Origin of the sequence: Acidovorax sp. 99, assembly GCF_003096455.1 — a bacterium.
Lineage (GTDB): Bacteria > Pseudomonadota > Gammaproteobacteria > Burkholderiales > Burkholderiaceae_C > Acidovorax > Acidovorax delafieldii.
Genome location: NZ_QEKU01000001.1, coordinates 3,370,269 through 3,391,806 on the forward strand (window position 1 = coordinate 3,370,269; position 21,538 = coordinate 3,391,806).

General features: G+C 66.0%; 19 protein-coding genes. 11 read left to right on the top strand and 8 right to left on the bottom strand.

The window, feature by feature from the left end:
• Window positions 1-64: 64 nt before the first annotated feature.
• On the top strand, window positions 65-493 hold the full coding sequence (locus C8C95_RS24010; protein WP_279323236.1) for a 4-oxalocrotonate tautomerase family protein: 429 nt from the start codon (window positions 65-67) through the stop codon (window positions 491-493).
• 78 nt (window positions 494-571) lie between these two features.
• Here the strand turns inward: C8C95_RS24010 and recJ are convergent, their stop codons facing one another.
• Window positions 572-2,296 carry a single-stranded-DNA-specific exonuclease RecJ gene (gene recJ, locus C8C95_RS15710; RefSeq protein WP_116749186.1) on the bottom strand — a complete coding sequence of 575 codons (1,725 nt, stop codon included), beginning with the start codon at window positions 2,294-2,296 and terminating at the stop codon, window positions 572-574.
• Window positions 2,293-3,255 (bottom strand): phosphoglycerate mutase, encoded by a 963-nt coding sequence (locus tag C8C95_RS15715; RefSeq protein WP_116749187.1) that lies wholly within the window; start codon window positions 3,253-3,255, stop codon window positions 2,293-2,295. The genes recJ and C8C95_RS15715 overlap by 4 nt, the downstream gene beginning before the upstream one ends.
• A 346-nt stretch (window positions 3,256-3,601) precedes the next feature.
• Between C8C95_RS15715 and C8C95_RS15720 the strand changes: the two genes are divergently transcribed.
• Together C8C95_RS15720 and lolD are read left to right on the top strand one after the other, a co-directional pair.
• Window positions 3,602-4,855, top strand: a complete 1,254-nt coding sequence (locus C8C95_RS15720; RefSeq protein ID WP_056646585.1) for a lipoprotein-releasing ABC transporter permease subunit — start codon at window positions 3,602-3,604, stop codon at window positions 4,853-4,855.
• 152 nt (window positions 4,856-5,007) lie between these two features.
• Window positions 5,008-5,694 (top strand): lipoprotein-releasing ABC transporter ATP-binding protein LolD, encoded by a 687-nt coding sequence (gene lolD / locus C8C95_RS15730; protein WP_116749188.1) that lies wholly within the window; start codon window positions 5,008-5,010, stop codon window positions 5,692-5,694.
• A gap of 856 nt (window positions 5,695-6,550) precedes the next feature.
• Here lolD and C8C95_RS15740 read toward each other — a convergent pair.
• The 4 genes from C8C95_RS15740 to C8C95_RS15755 all read right to left on the bottom strand — a co-directional run bounded on the left by C8C95_RS15740 (window position 6,551) and on the right by C8C95_RS15755 (window position 10,740).
• Window positions 6,551-7,597, bottom strand: coding sequence for a VWA domain-containing protein (locus C8C95_RS15740; RefSeq protein ID WP_116749189.1), 1,047 nt, complete (start codon window positions 7,595-7,597; stop codon window positions 6,551-6,553).
• Window positions 7,598-7,664: 67 nt separating this feature from the next.
• The gene (locus tag C8C95_RS15745) at window positions 7,665-8,711 is read right to left on the bottom strand and encodes a DUF58 domain-containing protein (RefSeq protein WP_116749190.1); all 1,047 of its coding nucleotides are present in this window, start codon (window positions 8,709-8,711) and stop codon (window positions 7,665-7,667) included.
• A gap of 11 nt (window positions 8,712-8,722) precedes the next feature.
• Window positions 8,723-9,739: a MoxR family ATPase gene (locus C8C95_RS15750; protein WP_116749191.1), complete on the bottom strand. Its 1,017-nt coding sequence runs from the start codon at window positions 9,737-9,739 to the stop codon at window positions 8,723-8,725.
• 53 nt (window positions 9,740-9,792) lie between these two features.
• Window positions 9,793-10,740: a trypsin-like peptidase domain-containing protein gene (locus C8C95_RS15755; protein ID WP_116749192.1), complete on the bottom strand. Its 948-nt coding sequence runs from the start codon at window positions 10,738-10,740 to the stop codon at window positions 9,793-9,795.
• 147 nt (window positions 10,741-10,887) lie between these two features.
• Here C8C95_RS15755 and C8C95_RS15760 point away from each other — a divergent pair, with 147 nt between their 5' ends.
• The 8 genes from C8C95_RS15760 to C8C95_RS15795 all read left to right on the top strand — a co-directional run bounded on the left by C8C95_RS15760 (window position 10,888) and on the right by C8C95_RS15795 (window position 19,781).
• Window positions 10,888-11,718, top strand: coding sequence for a TatD family hydrolase (locus tag C8C95_RS15760; RefSeq protein ID WP_116750308.1), 831 nt, complete (start codon window positions 10,888-10,890; stop codon window positions 11,716-11,718).
• A 142-nt stretch (window positions 11,719-11,860) separates the two neighbouring features.
• A complete protein-coding gene (locus C8C95_RS15765; RefSeq protein ID WP_116749193.1) occupies window positions 11,861-12,490 on the top strand; it encodes a DNA-deoxyinosine glycosylase in 630 nt (209 codons plus the stop codon).
• Complete coding sequence (locus C8C95_RS15770) at window positions 12,491-13,255, top strand: spermidine synthase (RefSeq protein ID WP_116749194.1); 765 nt, start codon at window positions 12,491-12,493, stop codon at window positions 13,253-13,255.
• 13 nt (window positions 13,256-13,268) lie between these two features.
• Window positions 13,269-15,062 carry a GspE/PulE family protein gene (locus C8C95_RS15775; RefSeq protein WP_056060938.1) on the top strand — a complete coding sequence of 598 codons (1,794 nt, stop codon included), beginning with the start codon at window positions 13,269-13,271 and terminating at the stop codon, window positions 15,060-15,062.
• A gap of 196 nt (window positions 15,063-15,258) precedes the next feature.
• The gene (locus C8C95_RS15780; protein ID WP_056060942.1) at window positions 15,259-15,747 is read left to right on the top strand and encodes a tripartite tricarboxylate transporter TctB family protein; all 489 of its coding nucleotides are present in this window, start codon (window positions 15,259-15,261) and stop codon (window positions 15,745-15,747) included.
• A gap of 15 nt (window positions 15,748-15,762) precedes the next feature.
• Window positions 15,763-17,274, top strand: a complete 1,512-nt coding sequence (locus C8C95_RS15785) for a tripartite tricarboxylate transporter permease (protein ID WP_056060945.1) — start codon at window positions 15,763-15,765, stop codon at window positions 17,272-17,274.
• Between the two features lie 118 nt (window positions 17,275-17,392).
• On the top strand, window positions 17,393-18,691 hold the full coding sequence (locus C8C95_RS15790) for a DUF3422 domain-containing protein (RefSeq protein WP_056060948.1): 1,299 nt from the start codon (window positions 17,393-17,395) through the stop codon (window positions 18,689-18,691).
• A gap of 190 nt (window positions 18,692-18,881) precedes the next feature.
• Window positions 18,882-19,781 (top strand): DMT family transporter, encoded by a 900-nt coding sequence (locus tag C8C95_RS15795; protein ID WP_056060951.1) that lies wholly within the window; start codon window positions 18,882-18,884, stop codon window positions 19,779-19,781.
• A 56-nt stretch (window positions 19,782-19,837) separates the two neighbouring features.
• Here C8C95_RS15795 and C8C95_RS15800 read toward each other — a convergent pair whose 3' ends face one another.
• Both C8C95_RS15800 and C8C95_RS15805 read right to left on the bottom strand, forming a co-directional pair.
• Window positions 19,838-20,878, bottom strand: coding sequence for a M48 family metalloprotease (locus C8C95_RS15800; protein WP_099729581.1), 1,041 nt, complete (start codon window positions 20,876-20,878; stop codon window positions 19,838-19,840).
• Window positions 20,879-20,890: 12 nt separating this feature from the next.
• On the bottom strand, window positions 20,891-21,517 hold the full coding sequence (locus C8C95_RS15805) for an SH3 domain-containing protein (RefSeq protein WP_116750309.1): 627 nt from the start codon (window positions 21,515-21,517) through the stop codon (window positions 20,891-20,893).
• Window positions 21,518-21,538 lie beyond the last annotated feature (21 nt).

The window sequence follows — 21,538 nt, forward strand, 5'->3', positions numbered from 1 at the left end:
CCGAATTGACAGGAAGGCAGCGTGAGCTGCCTTTTGTTTTGGTGCACCTTGAAAGGATTCTCCGATGCCCCTGGTCAACATCCGCCTTGCGCGCCGCGACCTGCCGACTACCGCAGCCCAGAAAGCCGCCCTGATTGCGGGCGTGACCCAGCTCATGCAGCAGGTGCTGGACAAGCGGCCGGAAAGTGTCACCGTCATCATCGACGAGGTGGATCTGCAGAACCTGTTTGAGGCATTTTCGGGGATCGCATTGGAGTGCAATCGGGATGAGTGGATGCTTCGGATGCGCCGCATGGGCTCGCGCCCACGCAAGCAGCCGGGGCGTTCAATCACCCGATTTCACTCCAACCCTTCGGGCAAGTGCCTTGCCGGGCGGTCTGCTGCGTTGCGGCGCTTGTGGATAGCCGAGCTATCCACTGCGCACCGCGCCTTGCATCCCATCCCGGCAAGGGACTTGTGCGACCCCGAAAATACCTCAAACAGGTTCTCGTAACTGGGGGCAGGGCGGTGAGCCGGTGACCGTGATCCGCCAGCGAAGCAAGGGGCCGACGCAGGCTTGAGCGGTGGCGCGCTACACCTGCGCGCCTTCGACCAGAAACTGCACCTTGCGCTCGCCCTTCCACTCGTTCACATCCAGGCGGAAGGCCAGCAGCACCCGGGCAGGCAACTGCTCGGTGTGGCCGAACCAGATGGCATCCACTGGGTTGCCCTGGTGGATGAGCTTGAGCGACAGGTGGTTCTTGGCCTCGCCCACCAGGCGCTGGCTCACGATCTGCACCTCTTCGCTGAACGTGGGGGGCGCAAAGCCCTGGCCCCAGACCTCGCGGTGCAGCGTGTCCACGATGTCGGCGCGGCAGTATTCGGGGGCCAGCGGGCCGTCGGTTTCGATGCGGCGGGTGAGGGTGGCGGCGTCCAGCCATTCCTGCGCGACCTGGGCAAACGCCTGCTCGAACACGTCGAACGATTCCTCCGCCACGGTGCAGCCCGCCGCCATGGCGTGGCCGCCGAACTTGAGGATCACGCCCGGGTGGCGTTTGGCCACCAGATCCAGCGCGTCGCGCAGGTGAAAGCCGGGGATGGAGCGGCCCGAGCCTTTGAGCTCATGCTCCTTGCCCGGCGCGCTGCTGGCCGCAAACACGAAGGTCGGGCGGTGCAGCTTGTCCTTGATGCGGCTGGCCACGATGCCGACCACGCCTTCGTGGAAGTCGGGGTCGAACACGCTGATGGCGGGGGGCGGCTCTTCGCTCTCGTCAAACAGGCTCTCGGCCATCAGCATGGCCTGCTCGCGCATGCCTCCTTCGATCTCGCGGCGCTCGCGGTTGATGCCGTCCAGCGTGGCGGCCAGCTCGGCAGCGCGGCCTGCGTCGTCGGTCAGCAGGCATTCGATGCCCAGCGTCATGTCGGCCAGGCGGCCTGCGGCGTTGATGCGTGGGCCTAAAGCAAAGCCAAAGTCGAAGGTGGTGGCCACGGGTGCCTTGCGGCCGGCGGCGTGGAACAGGGCGGCGATGCCTGCGGGCATCTGCCCCGCGCGGATGCGCTTCAAGCCCTGGGCGACCAGGCGGCGGTTGTTGGCATCCAGCTTGACCACGTCGGCCACGGTGCCCAGCGCCACCAGGGTGAGCAAGGGGTCGAGCTTGGGTTGCGTGGCGGCGTCAAACACGCCACGCGCACGCAGCTCGGCGCGCAAGGCCAGCAGCACATAAAACATCACGCCCACCCCGGCCATGGACTTGCTTTCGAACGGGCAGCCGGGCTGGTTGGGGTTGACGATGGCGTCCGCCGCAGGCAGCTCGGGGCCAGGCAGGTGGTGGTCGGTCACCAGCACCTGCAGGCCCAGCGCCTTGGCCTCGGCCACGCCGTCCACGCTGGCGATGCCGTTGTCCACGGTGATGAGCATGTCGGCACCCCGCTCGGCCACGCGGCGGGCGATCGAGGCGGTGAGGCCGTAGCCGTCGGTCACGCGGTCGGGCACCAGGTAGTCCACGTTCTGGGCGCCCAGCAGCCGCAGGCCGCGCACACCCACGGCGCAGGCGGTGGCGCCGTCGCAGTCGTAGTCGGCCACGATGATGAGCCGTTGGTTCTGCGCCATGGCATCGGCCAGCAGGCGGGCTGCAGCGTCAATCCCCTTCAAGCCGTGGTCGCCACTGGGCGGCAGCAGGCGGCCCAGGCCATCGTCCAGTTCGTCCTTGGCCCGCACGCCACGCGCGGCGTACAGGCGCGCCAGCAGCGGGTGCACGCCGGCCTGCTCCAGCGCCCAGGCGGCACGGGGTGGAATGTCTCTTGCTATTATTTTCATAGCTGCACCAGCATATTCGACCAGCGCATGGGGCGAAAAAGACCTTGAATCCGCTGTGCAAGGCTGCGTGGAGCGGTGTGGAAGCCCAGCGCATTGCGTTCGCCGCACAGGGTCAGCTGCACGGGCGTGCCGCTTTCGGCCCGGCGCAGCAGGTCGGCCACGGGGCCTGCGTCCAGCGCGGCCCAGGCGCTGGCCCAGGTGCGCCAGTCGTCGTGCAAGGCGGCGTCCCGCAGGGTGGTGGGCATGTGGGGCATGTGGGGGGATGGGGGGGCGGGCGGTGGATTGGACAGTGCGCCCGTGCCATGCACCCAGAACGAGTTGACGACGGGCAGCCCGCGCGCTGAGCGCTCGTCGTTGAAGGCGTGGGTGTACAGCAGCATCTGCATCTCGCTGTGCAGGCGGTGCAGGGTGCGGGCTTGTTTGACATCGGGCATCCAGGCGCGCACGTCGCGCAGCAGCACACGCTCCAGCGACGCGGTGGCCAGGTCGGCAAACAGCGGCCCGCTGGCCAGCCAGCGCGTGGGCTGGTCGTAGTGCAGGGTGATGCCGTCCTCGGCAAACCAGGGCGCCACGATGGCCAGCAGCGCGCGGGATGCGGCTTCATCCAGGCCCAGTTGCGCTGGGTCGCGCAGCGTGACGTGGTCGGTGCTGACCTGCCACTGGCAGGGCGTGACGAAGGCCCAGGCCTCGCCGTGGGTCGTCAGGCCTTGCTGTTGGCGGTGCCAGGCGGCCCAAGGGATGCGGCCGTCCTGCGCGGGCAGGCCCAGGGCGCGGGCCAGGGCGCGTTCATGGGGCGCAGAGAAGCTGGTTTCTTCGCCGCTGTCGCTCTGGGCGGGACAGGGGCTGAGCCGGGCCAGCAGCCGGTCCAGGTGGGGCAGGGCCAGGCCCTGTTGGGCTTGCTGGCATCCCGGTGAGGCGCTGGCGGCGTAGGGAATGAGCAAATGGGTGGTGTCCGACATGGCTAGAGCGAGTGAAACACTTTTACGTGCCCACGAAAACCGGGGAAAGGCCCGGCAACAAGGCGCAGGACGCGCAGCGGTTGGGATACCGCAAGCGGGCTGCAACGCAGTGGCCGGGCCTTTCCCCGGCTTTCCCGAAGGGTTGGGCCTCCAAGCCAGCGCTCGCGGCGTTGCGGACCTTGCCAAGGCGCCCAGCCTTGGCGGCGGCCCGCGCCTTGCGATCACTGGCCTGGAGGCCCAACGTGGGTATGTAAAAGTGTTTCACTCGCTCTATTGTCCGGGATGCCACAATCGGCCCGGCCCGTAGCGTGCATTCCGCACCGTACAGGTCCTTCTTTCCTAATCCATGCAAATTCCCTACGAACTGGCCCTGGGCTGGCGCTACACGCGCGCGGGCCGCGCCACGCGGCGCAATGGCTTCATCTCGTTCATCTCGGGCGTGTCCATGCTGGGCATTGCGCTGGGGGTGGCGGCGCTGATCATCGTGCTGTCGGTGATGAACGGCTTTCAGAAGGACGTGCGCGACCGCATGCTCAGCGTGGTCTCGCACATCGAGATCTTTGCGCCCCTGGGGGCCGCATTGCCCGACCCGGCGCTCACCCTGGCCGAGGCCAAGAAGAACCCGAACGTGATCGGGGCTGCGCCTTTTGTGGCGGCACAGGCCCTGCTGGCGCGTGGCGAAGACATGAAGGGTGCGCTGGTGCGCGGCATCGACCCGGCCCTGGAAGGGGCGGTGACCGACCTGGCTGCCACCAACGAGAAAACGCTGAACCTGCTGGTGCCCGGCGAGTTCCGCGTGGTGCTGGGGGGCGAGCTGGCCCGTGCCCTGGGCGTGCGGGTGGGCGACCCGGTGACGCTGATTGCGCCCGCCGGCCAGGTGACGCCGGCTGGCGTGGTGCCGCGCCTCAAGCAGATGACGGTGGCGGGCACGTTTGACTCCGGCCACTACGAATACGACTCGGCCCTGGTGCTGCTGCACCATGAGGACGCGCAGCGCATCTTCCGCCTGGAAGGCCCCACGGGCGTGCGCCTGAAGCTCAAGGACCTGCACCAGGCCCGCGAGGTGGCGCAGCAGCTGGCGCAGTCCCTGAGCGGCCAGCTGCTGATCCGCGACTGGACGCAGCAAAACCGCACCTGGTTCGCTGCGGTGCAGCTGGAAAAACGCATGATGTTCATCATCCTCACGCTCATCGTGGCGGTGGCCGCGTTCAACCTGGTCTCCACGCTGGTGATGACGGTGACCGACAAGCGCGCCGACATCGCCATCCTGCGCACGCTGGGTGCCAGCCCCAAAAGCATCATGGGCATCTTTGTGGTGCAGGGCGCGATGGTGGGCGTGATTGGCACGCTGGTTGGCCTGCTGCTGGGCCTTGGCATCGCGTTCAACATCGACGTGATCGTGCCGGCCATCGAGCGCGCGCTGAACGCGAGCTTTTTGCCCAAGGACATCTACCTCATCAGCAAGATGCCCAGCGAGCCGCAGAGCAGCGACATCGTGCCCATTGCGGTCATCTCGCTGGTGCTGGCCTTTGTGGCCACCCTGTACCCCAGCTGGCGCGCCAGCCGTGTGAACCCTGCCGAGGCGCTGCGTTATGAATGATGAGAAACACCCCCCTGAGACGCTCCGCGTCTTCCCTCCGCTCTCGCATTGCTGCGCAATGCGGGCAGAGGGACGCAGCCAGCGCGGCGGGGCGGCCCTTGCGCGGCTGCCCCGACTTGGCGAGCGCCAGTTTCATGCCATGGATCACTGAGATGAATGCTGTAAACAACACCGTGGTGCTGGAAGCCAAGGGCCTGACCAAACGTTTTACCGAAGGCCGTCTGGATGTGACCGTGCTCAAGGGCGTGGACCTGCGGATCCATGCGGGTGAAACGCTGGCGATCGTGGGCGCCTCGGGCTCGGGCAAGAGCACCTTGCTGCACCTGCTGGGCGGGCTGGACGCACCCACGGCGGGCACCGTGCGCCTGAAGGGCGAGGAAATGTCGTCGCTGTCGGCAGAGCGCCAGGGGCAGCTGCGCAACCAGCACCTGGGCTTTATCTACCAGTTCCACCATCTGCTGCCGGAGTTCAGTGCGCTGGACAACGTGGCGATGCCGCTGCGCATTCGCCGTCTGCCGCTGGCCCAGTGCCATGCGGAGGCGGAGCGGGTGCTGGCGTCAGTCGGTTTGAAGGAGCGGCTGATGCACCGGCCGGCCGAGCTGTCGGGCGGTGAGCGTCAGCGGGTGGCTATTGCGCGGGCGTTGGTGACGCGGCCTGCTTGCGTGCTGGCGGACGAGCCTACGGGTAATCTGGACCGGAGTACGGCTGATGGGGTGTTTGACTTGATGCTGCAACTGGCGCGGGACCAGGGCACGGCGTTTGTGATGGTGACGCACGATGAGTCGCTGGCGGCCCGGTGTGACCGGGTGGTGAGGCTGGTGTCTGGGGTTTTGGGGTGATTTTGGCTGGGTGCGCTAGTGGTATATGGGCTGGTAGCTATTGATTTTGTAGTGTTGGTTCTTGTGCGCTGATTGGGTGGCGTGCCTTTGTTGAGGGCGGAGGCCGGGAGTCGCCCGGCGTGCGAGTAACTTTCTTTTGCTTCGCCAAAAGAAAGTCACCAAAGAAAAGGCGACCCCCAGTCTGCGACCCCTTCGCGTTGCGAAGGGGCAAACCTGCGGTGGGGCGGTTGCGGGGTGCGCCGTGGAACTCGCTTTGCGCTGCCGCGCGCCGCTCAGACAGCCACGGCGAGTCAGTTGACGAAGCACGCGCGCTGCGGCGGGCGTGCCACCCCGCAACCGCCCCGCCGCAGGCGCAGCCAGCAGGGGTGGGGAGCCAAACAGCCAAGCAGCCAAACAGCCGAACAACCATTCGGGCCATTGCTGCGCTCGGCCCAGGCTGCGCAGCGCGTGGCGCTTGCGCCCGCGAGATGGGGCCGAGCGCAGCAAAGGCCCGTGTGGCTGTTCTGTACCCCGGTGCCCCTCTGGATGCGCCGAGGAGCGCAGGGTTTGGCGGATCAGGGCTCGCGTGTGTCTGAGCGACGCGCAGCGGCGCGAGTTGAGCGAGACCCCGCCAAACCCGAGCACCGCAGGTTGCCCCGTAGCGAAGCGCAGGGGACGCAGACAGTGGGGTCGCCTTTCTTTTGGGTACTTTTCTTTGGCGAAGCAAAGAAAAGTGCCTCGCCTGCCGGGCGACTCCCGGCCTCCGCCCTTAACAAAGGCATGCGACTCAGTCAGCGCACACAACCAAACACTACAAAATCAATAGCTACCAGCCCGTATCCCACTAGCGCATCCAGCCAAAGTCACCAGAAAAAAATCACATCACCCGCCCATACCACCACACTGACAAACCCGCCGCCACTAGCGCCAGCACCGCCCCCAACAACGCCAGCAAAGAAGAAATCTCCGTCTCCTTCTTCTCCACCGTCAGCCGCGAGCTCAGCGTCTCGTACACCTTCTTCAGGTCTGCCGCCGTCGCCGCATGAAAGTACTCGGCATTGGTCCGCGCAGCCACCGCCTTCAGCGTTTCCTCGTCCAGCCGCACGCGCATCGACCAGCCCTCGAAGCCAATCGTTTCGCCCTGCACCGTGCCCACCCCCACCGTGTACACACGCACCCCCCGGTCGGCCGCCCACTTGGCGGCTTCCAGCGGGTCCACGCCCGTGGTGCGCTGGCCGTCGGTCAGCATGATGATGGCGGCCGAGTTGTAGGAGCCCGGGGCCACGGGCGTGAAGGTCTTGGCGGGGTCTTGTTGCTTGCCCAGCTCTTCGATGGGCCTGGGGCGCATGGCCTGGCGGCCGCCCAGCGCGGCGATGTCGATGCCCGCGTCGGGGAAGATCGTGGCCAGCGACAGCATGATGCCGTTGCCCGTGGCCGTGCCGCGCTGCAGCTGGAAGCTGTCGATGGCCTTGACCAGGTCTTCACGGCTCTGGGTGGGCAGCTGGGCCAGCTGGGCGCTGCCGGCAAAGGCCACGATGCCCACGCGCACGTGGCGCGGCAGGTCGGCGATGAAGGCCTTGGCGGCGTTCTGGGCGGCGGTGATGCGGTCGGGCTCCACATCGGCGGCGCGCATGCTGCCCGACACGTCCATGGCCAGCATGATGGTCTGGTCCTGCGAGGGCAGGGTGATGACGGCCAGCGGGCGTGCGGCGGCCAGCAGCAGGGCCACCAGGGCCAGCAGGAACAGCGCGGGCGGGATGTGGCGGCGCAGGTGCTGGCCGGGGCCCACGGCCTCGCGCACCAGGGAGAGGCTGGAGTAGGTCAGCGCTGTTTTCTTGCGCCGGTGCAGCAGCCACCAGTACAGCAGTACCAACAAGGGCACCGCCAGCAGCAGCCAGAGCAGGGTGGGCCAGAGAAAAACCATGGTGTGTGTCCTTGGTGGCGTGTACAGCGTGTGCGGCGGGTGACTAAGTAATCAATCCATCGATCGGTCAGGCGGCGGCCGCCTGTGTGGCAGGGCCTGCGGATGCCGATGCGGGGACGAGGGGGTGGCTGTGCGCCCGCACCCGGCGCTGGCGCAGGTCCATGAAGCGCAGTAGGGCGTCGACCAGGTCGTCGTCGGTGCACAGCTCCAGCGTGTCGGCGCCCGCGCGCGTCAGGCCTTCACGCAGCGCGGCCTCGCGGTCGGCGGCCAGTTGGGCAAAGCGGCGGCGAAAGCCCGCGTCGTGTGTGTCCACCTGTAGCTGCTCGCCGCTTTCGGCATCGCGCAGCGTCACCAGGCCCACATCGGGAAGCTCCAGCTCCAGCGGGTCGAGCAGGCGCACGGCCACCACGTCATGCCGCTGGGCCAGTTGGGCCAGTGGCTTTTCCCAGCCAGGCGCGCTGATGAAGTCGGACACCACAAACACGGTGGACCGGCGCTTGAGCGTGGCCAGACCGGTCTGCAGCAGCCGGTGCAGCTCGGTGGCGCCGCCACCTGTCTTGTGCAGCGGCACAGGGGTTTTGGAGGGCAGCAGTTTGTGCACCAGGTGCAGCACATGGGCACGGCTGCTGCGCGGGGGCAGCACGGCGTCGACCGCGCGCGCAGCCTGCGGGCTGGCGCCGCCATAGAGTACGGCGCCCACGCGGTTGCCGTGGCGAGTCAGCAGGCGCGAAAGCACAGCCACAAAGCCGGTCAGGATGTCGCGCTTGGCATGGCCGGTGGGGCCGAAGCTGATGGACGGACTCAGGTCCAGCAGAAACCAGGCCGACATTTCGCGGTCTTCGGTGAACACGCGCACATGGGGCGTGTTCAGCCGCGCGGTCACGTTCCAGTCGATGTGGCGCACGTCGTCATGCGGCTGGTATTCGCGCAGGTCGGTCAGGTCCAGACCAGTGCCGCGCATCAGCGTGCGGTAGTCGCCCTGCAGCAGGCCGTCCAGGCGGCGGATCACCTTCCACTCCAGCTCGCGCAGCAGCCGGTCGGCCTGCCCGGGCAGCGTGGGCAGGGTGTGGACCGTGGCGGATGGGACGGATGTGGCGGGCGGCTTGCTGGTCATGGCGGGTGGATTCAAGCGGCCTTTTGTTCGTGGTGCAAGGGGCGCGCCGGTGCCGGGATCTTGGCCATGATGCGCTGGATGAGCGCGTCGGCATCCAGCCCTTCAGACAGCGCCTCGTACGACAGCGCCACACGGTGGCGCAGCACATCGGCGGCCAGGTCCACCATGTCTTCGGGCAGCACATAGTTGCGCCCGCGCAGCATGGCCAGGGCCTGGGCGCCTTCGGCCAGGGCAATGGTGGCGCGCGGGCTGGCGCCGCAGCTGATGTAGCCGGTCAGGTCCTTCAGGCCATGCCGCGCGGGCTCGCGCGTGGCCGCCACCAGCTTCACGGCGTACTGCAGCATCGACGGATCTACATACACCGTGCGGCATTCGGCCTGCAATGCCGCCAGCTGCGCCGTGGTGGCCACGGGCAGCACCTGCACGGGCACATCGAGCGCGCGCTGGGCGATCACGAATTCTTCTTCCTCGGTAGGGTAGCCCAGCAGCACCTTCATCATGAAGCGGTCCACCTGCGCCTCGGGCAGCGCGTAGGTGCCTTCGGTCTCGATGGGGTTCTGGGTGGCCATCACCAGGAAGGGCTCGGGCACCTTGTGGGTTTCGCCCGCAATGGTCACCTGGCGCTCCTGCATCACCTCCAGCAGCGCGCTCTGCACCTTGGCGGGCGCGCGGTTGATTTCGTCGGCGAGCAGCAGGTGGGTAAAGACTGGACCCAGCGTGGTGCTGAACTCGCCGGTTTTCTGGTTGTACATGCGCGTGCCCACCAGGTCGGCGGGTACCAGGTCGGGCGTGAACTGGATGCGCTTGAAGCTGCCCTGGATGGTGCTGGCGAGTGTTTTCACCGTCAGCGTCTTGGCCAGGCCCGGCACGCCCTCGACCAGCAGGTGGCCCTGGGCCAGCATGGCGACCATGACGCGCTCCAGAAAGCGGTCTTGCCCGACCACCACGCGTTTGACCTCGTAGAGCACCTGTTCCATCAGCGTGGCGGTGGCGGCGTTCGATGCATTGGGCGATGTGCTGGACGACATGGGGCTCCTTGCGATGATGGGTGGGAAGGTGGTGATGGCGGGGCGGTGTACGGTCAGAACGGTGGCATGCCCACGGCAGACGCCGCGTTTTCGATGGGCACCGCAAAACCGATGCCGATGAAGGTGCGCGCCTGCGTGGGGTTGAGGATGGCGGTGACGATGCCCACCACCTCGCCGTCCATCGTCACCAGCGGGCCGCCAGAGTTGCCCGGGTTGGCCGCTGCGTCGAACTGGATCAGATTGCTGAGCTGGCGCTTGCCCTCGGGCGAAGTGAACTCGCGCTGCAGGCCCGATACCACGCCCGCCGAGGCCGACGGGCCGATGCCAAAAGGAAAGCCGACGGCCACCACATGGTCGCCCGGGCGCAGGTTCTGGGTGGACCGCAGGGTGGCGGCCTCCAGGTCGTCGGGCACCTTGTGGGCCTGCAGCACGGCCAGGTCGTTTTCGGGTTGCACGCCGGTGATGCTGGCCGTGGTTTCCAGTCCGTCGTGGAAGGTGATGCCGATGCGGTCTGAGCCCGCCACCACATGCAGGTTGGTCAGGATGACGCCTTTGTCCACGATGACCACGCCCGTGCCGATGCCGCGCTCGACCTCTTCCTTGCCGTTCTTGCTGCGCCCGTAGCCCACCACGCGCACCACCGAGGGGCCGATGCTCTCCACAGCCCGCGCGGCGGCAGAGGGCGGGGTGGTGGTCTCCAGCGTGCGCAGCACCGCGGCGTCGATGTCGTCCTGGGTGATCTTGCGGGCGGGGCTGCGGGTGTTGTGCCAGGCGCTGGCTACCAGCAAGGCGGCCAACAGCACCACGATGGTCCACAGGGCAACCAGCTGGCGTTTGAATGCCCGGGAATTCGGGGGCGTGGCGGCTGCGGTGGCGGCGTTCGTCGCTGGCGAATCATCTGCGGGCGGCGCTGTGGAGGCCACGGCTTCGGTGGCATCCACCGCCGCAGGCGTGCGGTTGCGGGCGGGGCGGGAGCTGCTGTAGAGGGCGGGCCGGGGCATCCTGTCACCTTTGCTCGTACACGCCAGGGCCTGGCGCACGCAAACGACAGTAGCACGGTTTGCGGGCAAATGCACATGCAGGGCTACATGGGCCCACCGTCCCCTGCGACCGCAGCCTTTGCAGGCTGCATCGGGCATCATCGGCGCATGACCGCCTGGATCGATACCCACTGCCACCTCGACGCCCCCGAGTTCGATGCCGACCGCAGTGCAGTCCGCACACTGGCGGCGGCGCAAGGCGTTTGCCATTGCGTGATTCCGGCCGTGGAGCGCAGCAACTGGGACACCGTGCGGGCGCTGGCGCACCAGCATGGGGACAGCTATGCGCTGGGCATTCATCCCCTCTACACAGGGCGCGCCGAGGAGGAGGACCTGCAGCATCTGGCCGCGTACCTGGAGCAGCACCACGCCGACCCGCGCCTGGTGGCGATTGGCGAGATCGGCCTCGATTACTTTGTGCCGGGCCTCGATCCGGCGCGCCAGGAGCGGTTTTACCGCGCACAGCTGCAGCTGGCCCGGCGGTTTGACCTGCCGGTGATCCTGCATGTGCGCCGCTCTGCCGACAAGCTGCTCAAGGGCCTGCGGGATTTGCCGGTGCGCGGCGGCATTGCGCATGCCTTCAACGGCAGCCTGCAGCAGGCGCAGGCGTTCATCGGCCTTGGCTTCAAGCTGGGATTTGGCGGTGCGGTGACCTATGACCGCGCCCTGCAGCTGCGCCGTCTGGCCACCGAGCTGCCCGGCGATGCCCTGGTGCTGGAAACCGACGCGCCTGACATTCCGCCCCACTGGCTGTACACCACCGCCGCAGAGCGCGCCGCAGGACAAGCCCAGGGCCGCAACAGCCCGGCAGAGCTGCCTGGCATTGCGGCGGTGGTGGCCCAGCTGCGCGGCCAGCCTGTGCAGGTGCTGGCCGGCAGCACCTGGGCCAATGCCTTGGCCGCTTTGCCCCGGCTGGAGAGGCTGCTGACAGACGGGTAGCCATCGCAGGGTGGATGAGGGATCGGCAAAAAAGATGAATGGGGAGAAATTTGGGAGCTTGACGCCCTGTGGCAAAGGGCCGACAGCTTCTTTTTTGTGCTGCCAGACGTGGCTGACGGCCCTTTGGGGCCAAAATTGCCCCATGCTTCCAGCCCCTGTTGCAGCCGACCCGTCGCTGGCCTCCACGCCTGACGCCTCCGGCCTGTCCGCGCGCTGTCTGGGCCTTCCGCCGGTGGCAGGTGTGCGCACCGTGGTGCTGGTGCTGGGCAGTTTTCCGGGGGCTGCGTCATTGCAAGCCCGCCAGTACTACGCGCACCCCCAGAACCACTTCTGGAAGATCCTGCAGGCCTTGTGGCCCCAGCATCCCTTGCCCCCGGCGGGGCCGGATAGCTATGCGGACCGCTGCGCCTGGCTGCTGGATCGCGGCCTGGGCCTGTGGGACGTGTACCAGAGCTGCGAGCGCGAGGGCAGCCTGGACACCAGTATCCGTAACGCCCGGCTCAACGACTTTGCGGCGCTGCGCAGTGTGTGCCCCCGGCTGGCCGCGCTGGCGCACAACGGTGCGGAGAGCTTTAGGCACGCGCCGGCGGCGCTTGCCGCGCTGGGAGCTGCCGGGCCGCCGACGCTCTTGCCGCATGATGTGGGCACGTCAGGCGCACGTGCCATCGAGGCCGTGCGGCTGCCATCGACCAGCCCGGCCAACGCCTCCTGGAGTTTTGAACGTAAATTGACCGCCTGGGCCGATGTGATGGCCCGGCACGGATTGCTGTGAATGGCCCGTAAAAAAGAAACCTTGCAAGAACTGCCCGAAGTCAGCGTGTCTGACGACGGCGAAGTGCGCCACCTGCACCTGGGCACACCCTGGATCCAGGGCTCCATGCGCATCGATGAGCCCTTTGCCCTGGAGCTGGAATACGTGCAGCGCATGATGGCCTGGTTGCTGTTTGCCGACCTGGCGCAGGTGTCCAAGGGCCATGCCATGCAGTTGGGCCTGGGGGCTGGTGCCATCACCAAGTTCTGCCACAAAAAGCTGCGCATCTGCACCACCGCCATCGAGCTGAACCCGCAGGTGCTGGCCGTGTGCCGCCAGTGGTTCAAGCTGCCGCCCGACGGCCCCAAGCTGCGCGTGGTGCTGGCCGATGCGTCCAAGGAGATCCAGAACCCCATGTGGCTGGGCACGGTGGATGCGCTGGCTGTGGACCTGTATGACCACGAGGCTGCGGCCCCCGTGCTCGATAGCCCCGATTTTTATGCCGACTGCCGCGCACTGCTCACGGAGACGGGCTGCATGACCGTGAACCTGTTCGGCCGCGCGTCGAGCTTTGACCGCAGCCTGCAGAGCATGTCCCAGGCGTTTGGCAGCGATGCGCTGTGGGCGTTCAAGCCCACGCGTGAAGGCAACACGGTGGTGCTGGCCCAGCGCACCACCACGCGGCCCAAGCGCACGGAACTGGCCGAGCGGGCCGAGGCGATTCAGGCGCGGTGGGACCTGCCCACCACCAAATGGCTGCGGGTGTTCAAGCCTGTGAACCCCTGAGAGGAATCTTGCAATGAATGCTCCTGTCGTGACCCCTGACCGGCTGAAGTCGGCTTCACACATTGGCCCGGTGGACTGGCGCCGCATGGTGCAGTGGCTCAGCGATGACAAGGTGATCTCGCGCGAGGAAGCGCAACGCACCATCGCCCGCTGTTCGCAGGCTGAGAGCTCCCAGCATGCCCTGGTACGCCTTGCCAGTGTGGCCATGGAGCGCGCCAGCGACAGCAAGCCGCTCGACATCGAGGCGCTGTCCGAGTATCTGGCGCAACGTGCGGGCCTCGCCTACCTGCGCATCGACCCCCTCAAGGTGGATGTGGGGCGCGTAGCAGACACCATGAGCGCCACTTATGCGGAACGCCACAAGGTGCTGCCCGTGCAGGTGACCAGCAAAGAAGTGGTGGTGGCCACGGCCGAGCCTTTCATCGATGACTGGGTGGCCGAGGTGGAGCGCCAGTCGCGCCGCTCGGTGCGTCGGGTGGTGGCGAACCCCCAAGACATCCACCGCTTCACGGCCGAATTTTTTGCGCTGGCCAAGTCGGTGCGCGCCGCGCAGAAGGCTGGCGGCAACTCGGGTGGCAGCAGCTTTGAGCAGCTGGTGGAGCTGGGCAAAAGCAACAAGCAGCTCGATGCCAACGACCAGGGCGTGGTCAAGGTGGTGGACTGGCTCTGGCAGTACGCGTTTGACCAGCGTGCGAGCGACATTCACCTGGAGCCGCGCCGCGACCAGGGCGTGATCCGTTTTCGTATCGACGGTGTGCTGCACCCGGTCTACCAGATGCCCATGGGCGTGCACAACGCGATGGTGGCGCGCATCAAGTTGCTGGGTCGCATCGATGTGGTGGAAAAACGCCGCCCACAGGACGGCCGCATCAAGACCCGCAACCAGCGGGGCGAAGAGGTGGAAATGCGCCTGTCCACCTTGCCCACTGCGTTTGGCGAAAAGATGGTCATGCGCATTTTTGACCCGGACAACGCGGTCAAGGACCTTGATGCCCTGGGCTTTGCGCAGCACGACGCGCAGCGCTGGGAGGCGTTGGTCAAGCGGCCGCACGGCATCATCCTGGTGACCGGCCCCACGGGTTCGGGCAAGACCACCACGCTGTACTCCACCCTGAAGCGCGTGGCCACCGAAGAGGTCAACGTGAGCACGGTGGAAGACCCCATCGAAATGATCGAGCCCAGCTTCAACCAGACCCAGGTGCAGCCGCAGCTCGACTTCAACTTTGCCGAAGGCCTGCGCGCCCTGATGCGGCAGGATCCTGACATCATCATGGTGGGTGAGATCCGCGACCTGGAGACCGCCGAGATGGCCATCCAGGCGGCGCTGACGGGCCACCTGGTGTTCTCTACCCTGCACACCAACGATGCCCCCAGCGCCATCACCCGCATGATGGAGCTGGGTGTTCCGTCGTACCTCATCAATGCCACCTTGCTGGGCGTGCTGGCCCAGCGGCTGGTGCGCACGCTGTGCAAGCACTGCAAACAAAAGGATGAGGCCGCGAGCCGTGAAGCCCTGACCGAGGTGGTCAAGCCCTGGAAGATCAGTGGTAGCTACCACCCGTACAAGCCGGTTGGCTGCGTGGATTGCCGCATGGGCGGTTTCAGGGGCCGCATGGGGCTCTATGAATTGCTCACCGTCAGCGAGGCGCTCAAGGACAAGATCACCCAGGCGCCTTCCATTGATGTGCTGCGTCGGCAGGCCGTGCAAGACGGCATGCGTCCCCTGCGCCTGGCGGGTGCGCTGCGCGTGGCCGAGGGGCTGACCACGATGGAAGAGGTGATTGCCGCCACGCCGCCTCTGGAGTGAGCGAAGGGGAGGGGCGGTCATTCCTCTGCGGTTGGCCAGCCGTCTTCCAGAGTGGTTTTCGAGACAGTCTCCTGGGCGACTCGCCCGGTGGTGCATGCTTGCCAGGCGTTACCGGATGTAGGTGGAATCCACATCGCGCTGCCCCCTCCTTGCCAGCACAATCGCGCAGTCGAGAATTCCGTCAAGGAGACAATTCGTGAAAATCAAGAGTAATAAAGACTTTGCGTCCGGGCTCATGTTCATGGGCGTCGGGGTCGCATTTGCGTGGGGTGCCACCACTTACAACGTGGGCACGGGCGCGCGCATGGGCCCTGGCTACTTCCCGTTATTGCTGGGGATATTGCTGGCCCTCATCGGCAGCGTGATCACCTTCAAGGCGCTGACCGTGGAAACCGCCGACGGCGACAAGATCGGCAAATGGGCCTGGAAGCCGCTGTTCTTCATCCTGGCCGCTAACTTTGCCTTCGGCATTCTCCTGGGCGGCCTGCCCAGCCTGGGCATCCCGGCCATGGGGCTCATCGTGGGCATCTATGCACTGACCTTCATCTCCAGCCTGGCTGGCAATGAGTTCAATGCCAAGGCCGTATTTGTTCTCGCCACCGTGCTGGCCATTGGCAGCTATGTGGCTTTTGTGTGGGCGCTCAAGCTGCAGTTTCCTGTGTGGCCGAGTTTCATCGCAGGTTAAGCAGGAGCACCGACCATGGATCTTATTAACAACTTGTCGTTGGGTTTTGGTGTTGCTTTCACTTTCCAGAACCTGATTTACTGTTTTGTGGGCTGTTTGCTCGGCACGCTCATTGGCGTGCTGCCAGGCATTGGCCCGGTGGCGACCATCGCCATGCTGCTGCCGGCCACCTATGCGCTGCCCCCGGTGGCGGCGCTGATCATGCTGGCTGGTATTTACTACGGTGCCCAGTACGGTGGTTCCACCACCGCCATTCTGGTGAACCTGCCAGGCGAGTCCTCGTCGGTGGTGACCGTGATTGACGGTTACCAGATGGCGCGCAAGGGTCGAGCGGGGCCGGCGCTGGCGGCTGCGGGCCTGGGTTCGTTCTTTGCGGGCTGCGTGGGTACGCTGATCCTGGCGGCCTTTGCGCCTCCGCTGACCGAAGTCGCGTTCAAGTTCGGCCCTGCCGAATACTTCTCGCTGATGACCTTGGGCCTGATCGGTGCCGTGGTGTTGGCCTCGGGTTCGTTGCTCAAGGCGGTGGCCATGATCGTGCTGGGCCTGCTGATGGGTCTGGTGGGGACCGACGTGAACTCGGGTGTGGCGCGCTTCAGCTTCGATATCCCTGAGCTGACCGACGGCATCGGTTTCGTGACCATCGCCATGGGTGTGTTCGGTTACGGTGAAATCATCGCCAACCTCTCGCGCCCCGATGATGAGCGTGAGGTGTTCACTGCCAAGGTGGAAGGTCTGTTCCCCACCAAGGAAGACTTCAAGAACATGATCCCCGCTGTGCTGCGTGGCACAGCGCTGGGTTCTGCTCTGGGCATCTTGCCCGGTGGTGGAGCCTTGCTGGCCGCTTTTGCTGCCTACACGGTGGAAAAGAAGACCAAGCTGCGTCCTGGCGAAGTGCCCTTCGGCCAAGGCAACATCCGCGGTGTAGCGGCCCCCGAGTCGGCCAACAACGCAGGTTCGCAAACCTCGTTCATCCCTCTGCTGACACTGGGCATTCCTCCCAACGCCGTGATGGCGCTGATGGTGGGTGCCATGACCATCCACAACATCCAGCCTGGTCCCCAGGTGATGACGAGCAACCCCGAACTGTTCTGGGGCCTGATCGCGTCGATGTGGATCGGCAACGCCATGCTGGTGATCCTGAACCTGCCGCTGATCGGCATCTGGATCAAGCTGCTGACCGTGCCTTACCGCTGGCTGTATCCGTCCATCGTGCTGTTCTGCGCGGTGGGTGTGTACTCCACCAACAACAACACCTTCGACATCTGGATGGTGGGTGCGTTTGGTCTGATTGGCTACATCTTTCACAAGCTGGGCACCGAGCCTGCACCTTTACTGCTCGGCTTCATTCTGGGCCCCATGATGGAAGAGAACCTGCGCCGTGCGCTGCTGCTGTCGCGTGGTGACTGGAGCGTGTTTGTGACGCGTCCGCTGTCGGCTGGCCTGTTGGCGGCTGCGGCACTGCTGCTCATCATCGTGCTGCTGCCTTCAGTCAAGAACAAGCGCGAAGAAGCGTTTGTGGAAGACTGATCGGTTACGATTCTTTTCTCACCCTGATCAACGGCACCTTCGGGTGCCGTTGTTTTTTGGGCAGTGGCGTCCACGTGGTACGGCTGTCGCCAGTACACAATTGCGGGCAGAGGTCCGCATGTCTACACCGTTTCATCCCACGCAGCACCCGCACCGGGCGATGCTGCACAACGAAATCCACGCCCGCCCGCCCGAGGCGATGAATGCTCCGCTGGCCATCGCGCACATCGTGATGCTGGCCGATGCTGCAGGGCGCGAGGCCAGCCGGGCCCATGTGGCCGCGCTCCTGCGGGACCACCACATGGCGCTGCCCGACGCCCAGACCACCCACTTGCGGATGGACTTGGGCGCTTTTCGGATGCGCTGGGAGATGCACACCGAATTCGTCACCTGGACCTTCATGGTCCCGGCGCCGGTGGAGGCTTTTGGAGAGCGGGAGCCGGTCAGTGCCGTGGATTCCGTTCCGCACGACTGGCTTGCAGCTTTGCCCGGCCAGTGCCTGTGCAGCCTGAACCTGTGGGTGCTGCCCACACACACCTTTGGATCGGGCTCCCTGGTCAAGCATGTTCTGCACGAAGACACATTGGTAGCCTCTACCGTGGCCGACGGGCATGGTGAGGTGTACACCGACTTTGCGATCCACGCCGACGGCTTTTCGCGCATGGTGCTGCTCGCAGGGGGTATGACACCACGGCGCTTGGGACGTTTGGTGCAGCGCCTGCTGGAAATCGAGACCTACCGCATGGCTGCCTTGCTCGGCCTGCCTGCCGCTCGCGAGGCTGCCAGCGTGCTGGCCTTTGCTGAGCGCGAACTGGCGGCGCTGGCTGAAGCCATCCGCACGGCCAACCGTGATGACGAGCCCGCCTTGCTCGACCGGCTGACGCGCCTGGCCGGGCAGGTGGAAAGTCAGTACGCAGCCACGCACTCGCGCTTCTCGGCCAGCAGTGCCTACTTTGAATTGCTGGACCGCCGTATCCAGGACATTGCCGAGTCCCGCCTGGCGGGCATGCAGACCATCCGAGAGTTCATGGACCGGCGCCTGACCCCCGCTCGGAGTACCTGTGAGTGGGCAACCCGTCGGCAGGATGCGCTGTCGCAGCGCGTATCGCGCATGAGCAACCTGCTGCGCACCCGGGTAGAGATCGAACAGCAGCAAAGCAGCCAGGCGCTGCTGACCACCATGAACCACCGGCAGGATCTGCAGTTGCAGATGCAGTCCACCGTGGAGGGGTTGTCTGTGGCGGCCATTACCTATTACATCGTCGGGCTCGTCAGCTATCTGGCCAAGGGCGCGCAAAAACTGGGCTGGCCGTTGTCGCCGGAGACTACGGCAGCCCTCGCGATTCCGGTGGTGGCGGCAGGGGTGTGGTGGTCACTGCGGCGGCTGCACCAGCGGGTGTTCCACAAACACCGCTGAGGCGGTAGGCCCACCGATCTGTCGAGCGGCACGGGGTGCACTTTGGCTTGTCAGCCATCGTTGATGAAGTGGGCGCCCGCGCAGAGGTTCGATGGCCTGCACCAGCCTTGCCGTGTCACACTGGGCGCAACGCTCCGGCGACCACTGTCCGGCAGATACTTCAGCAGGCGCTTTGCGTCCCTTCGTACCCGTGACCACTGAAAAGAAGAGCATTGCCTCCGGCCTTGTGCTGGCATTCCTGGGCTCCATCGCCTTCAGCGGCAAGGCCATCATCGTCAAGCTGGCCTACCGCCATGGGGTGGATGCGGTCACGCTCATCATGTACCGCATGCTGTTTGCGCTGCCCATCTTTGCCGTGATGGCCTGGTGGGCCAGCCGGGGCAAACCGCCACTGACCCGCAAGGACTGGCTGGGCGTGCTGGGCCTGGGTGTCACCGGCTACTATCTGGCGAGTTTTCTCGACTTTGCAGGGCTTGCCTACATCAGTGCCAGCCTGGAGCGCCTCATCCTGTACCTCAACCCCACGCTGGTCGTGTTGCTGGGCTGGGTGTTGTACGGGCGTGGTATCCGCTGGGCCCAGGCGGCAGGCATGCTGGTGAGCTACAGCGGCGTGGTTCTGGTGTTTGGCCACGAGGCCAACCTGCAGGGTGCCAATGCTGCCTGGGGCACCTTGCTCGTGTTCCTGAGTGCAGTCAGCTATGCCATCTATCTGGTTTACAGCGGCGAGATGGTGCAGCGCCTGGGCGCGCTGCGGTTGGTGGGGCTTGCCACGACCGTGGCTTGCCTGTGCTGCCTGTTGCAGTTTGTGGTGCTGCGGCCGCTGAGTGCGGCAGTTGTTGCGCCTGAGGTGATCTGGCTGTCGGTGCTCAACGCCACCTTGTGCACGGCCGCGCCCGTGCTGATGGTGATGATGGCCATTGAGCGCATCGGCGCGGGCATGGCCGCGCAGACGGGCATGGTGGGCCCGTTGTCCACCATCCTCATGGGCGTGTGGATTCTGGGCGAACCGTTCACGGTGTGGGTCGCTGCCGGGACGGTGCTCGTGGTCGCGGGTATCTTCATTTTTACCCGCATGGCGCGCAGGGCCTGACCCCCCACATCCCGCAGCCCTTTGGGGCGCCGTGACAAGGGCCGCCCTGCTTGCTTTTATGAGGTCTTCTTTTTGGGAGCTGCCTTGCTGCGGGCTGGTGCCTCGGCCGGTGCTGCAGGCGACGGCACCGCAGCTGCTGCGGGCGCAGTCTTGGGATTCATGCGCTGGGCCACCGTCACGGGGGCCGTGCCGGTGAATCCATCGAGGTTCTTGCCCATGGCCAGCTCCAGTTGCTCCAGGCGCGCTTGTGCCGGCGGGTGCGTGGCCAGTGCCAGCGTGAAGGCCGGGTTGTCAGGCGTAGCGGTGCGCAGGTGCTGGAGCACCGACACCAGTCCATAAGGATCAAACCCCGCGCGGGTGGCCAGGGCTACGCCCGTGCGGTCGGCATCGTATTCATCGGTCTGGTCCAGGCCGCGTGCGTACAGGTTGCGCCCCAGTGCCAAAAATTGCGAGGCCACCACGTTGCCCACGGCGTTGGTCTTGATCTGCGAAGCCACCAACTGGGTCAGCATGCCCGACTGTGCCGTCTTGCGAATGGCCAGCAGGTGGTGTTTGGCGGTGACGTGGGTGATTTCGTGGGCGAGGATGCCAGCCAGCTCGGCCTCGTCAGCGCAGCGGTCGATCAGGCCCTTGGTCACGAACACATACCCCCCCGGGGCCGCAAAGGCGTTGTACCCCGAGTCGTCCAGCACCACAAAGGTCCACGGCAGGTTGGGGCGGGGCGATTGCAGGCTGATCCAGCGCCCCAGCTGATTCACATACCGCTGCAGTGCCATGTCCGGGTGCAGGGGTTTGCTGCCCAGCAGCACGGCCGAGAGTTGGCGGCCGATTTCGATCTCGCGGGGCTCGTCGATGCTCTCGACCGAACGGGTGAGCATGCTGATGAGGTCATCCCCCTGGCCTGCGGGGCTGCCTCCACCGGTGATGGCGCCCAGCAGGCCTCCGCCGGTGTTGCTGGTGGAGCTGCCACCACCCAGGGCGTTGAGCAGATTCATGACCCCCTGGCTCTGCCCCTGGCTGGGGAGCAGGGTCAGGGCCAGGGCGGTACACGCCGCCGCGAGCAATCGGGTGCGGGAGAGGGATGGGGGCAGACGCATGGCAGCTCTCGCTCAGTTGGGGCTGAAATTGGGGTCGGACGGATTGTTGGACGAGCCTGTCGCCCCCGATCCGCTGCTGGAGGAGGGCCGGGGCGGCTCCGCCAGGGGTGCCACGTTGCGTGGCTGCAGCGACGCATTGCTGGCGAACTGGCGGGCTTGGTCGGCGTTGACCCGCAGCCCCTCGGCCTGGGTCACGGCTGCCGGGTTGGGTTGCGCCTTGGCGATGTCTTCGGCTCCCAGACCCCGGATTCCCACGGTGGAGGTGGCGGTCGTGGTGCCGCCGCTGTTTCCGCCGAACAAGCTGCCAAGGCCTCGCATTCCGCTCGTTGCGGCATTACCAGTGGCCGGTGCTGCGCCTGACTGGGGGCCCAGGTCAAACATATGGACCCAGCCCGTAGCGCCTTGTGCTGTGCTGACCTTGGCCCAGGGCCCCTTGCGCTCACTGCTACGCGTGACTACTGAGTTGGCCTCCAGGGGTGCCACGCTGGCGCCGCTTTCTGCGGGGCTGTCGCGCAGCTGGGTGGCGCGTTTGACCACGGCAGCCTCCTGCGCATGCGCTGTGGTGCAGAGCAGTGGCAAGAGGGCCATCGCGGCCGATGCCAGCCAAGGCGCCAGGGCTTTCCAGTGCGGCCGGTTCATGGTGATGCTCTCCAACTATGA

Excerpts from the sequence above, each read along its gene's own strand:
- C8C95_RS24010 (WP_279323236.1), top strand. The coding sequence starts at position 65 with ATGCCCCTGGTCAACATCCGCCTTGCGCGCCGCGACCTGCCGACTACC.
- recJ (WP_116749186.1), bottom strand. The coding sequence starts at position 2,296 with ATGAAAATAATAGCAAGAGACATTCCACCCCGTGCCGCCTGGGCGCTG.
- C8C95_RS15715 (WP_116749187.1), bottom strand. The coding sequence starts at position 3,255 with ATGTCGGACACCACCCATTTGCTCATTCCCTACGCCGCCAGCGCCTCA.
- C8C95_RS15720 (WP_056646585.1), top strand. The coding sequence starts at position 3,602 with ATGCAAATTCCCTACGAACTGGCCCTGGGCTGGCGCTACACGCGCGCG.
- lolD (WP_116749188.1), top strand. The coding sequence starts at position 5,008 with ATGAATGCTGTAAACAACACCGTGGTGCTGGAAGCCAAGGGCCTGACC.
- C8C95_RS15740 (WP_116749189.1), bottom strand. The coding sequence starts at position 7,597 with ATGGTTTTTCTCTGGCCCACCCTGCTCTGGCTGCTGCTGGCGGTGCCC.
- C8C95_RS15745 (WP_116749190.1), bottom strand. The coding sequence starts at position 8,711 with ATGACCAGCAAGCCGCCCGCCACATCCGTCCCATCCGCCACGGTCCAC.
- C8C95_RS15750 (WP_116749191.1), bottom strand. The coding sequence starts at position 9,739 with ATGTCGTCCAGCACATCGCCCAATGCATCGAACGCCGCCACCGCCACG.
- C8C95_RS15755 (WP_116749192.1), bottom strand. The coding sequence starts at position 10,740 with ATGCCCCGGCCCGCCCTCTACAGCAGCTCCCGCCCCGCCCGCAACCGC.
- C8C95_RS15760 (WP_116750308.1), top strand. The coding sequence starts at position 10,888 with ATGACCGCCTGGATCGATACCCACTGCCACCTCGACGCCCCCGAGTTC.
- C8C95_RS15765 (WP_116749193.1), top strand. The coding sequence starts at position 11,861 with ATGCTTCCAGCCCCTGTTGCAGCCGACCCGTCGCTGGCCTCCACGCCT.
- C8C95_RS15770 (WP_116749194.1), top strand. The coding sequence starts at position 12,491 with ATGGCCCGTAAAAAAGAAACCTTGCAAGAACTGCCCGAAGTCAGCGTG.
- C8C95_RS15775 (WP_056060938.1), top strand. The coding sequence starts at position 13,269 with ATGAATGCTCCTGTCGTGACCCCTGACCGGCTGAAGTCGGCTTCACAC.
- C8C95_RS15785 (WP_056060945.1), top strand. The coding sequence starts at position 15,763 with ATGGATCTTATTAACAACTTGTCGTTGGGTTTTGGTGTTGCTTTCACT.
- C8C95_RS15790 (WP_056060948.1), top strand. The coding sequence starts at position 17,393 with ATGTCTACACCGTTTCATCCCACGCAGCACCCGCACCGGGCGATGCTG.
- C8C95_RS15800 (WP_099729581.1), bottom strand. The coding sequence starts at position 20,878 with ATGCGTCTGCCCCCATCCCTCTCCCGCACCCGATTGCTCGCGGCGGCG.
- C8C95_RS15805 (WP_116750309.1), bottom strand. The coding sequence starts at position 21,517 with ATGAACCGGCCGCACTGGAAAGCCCTGGCGCCTTGGCTGGCATCGGCC.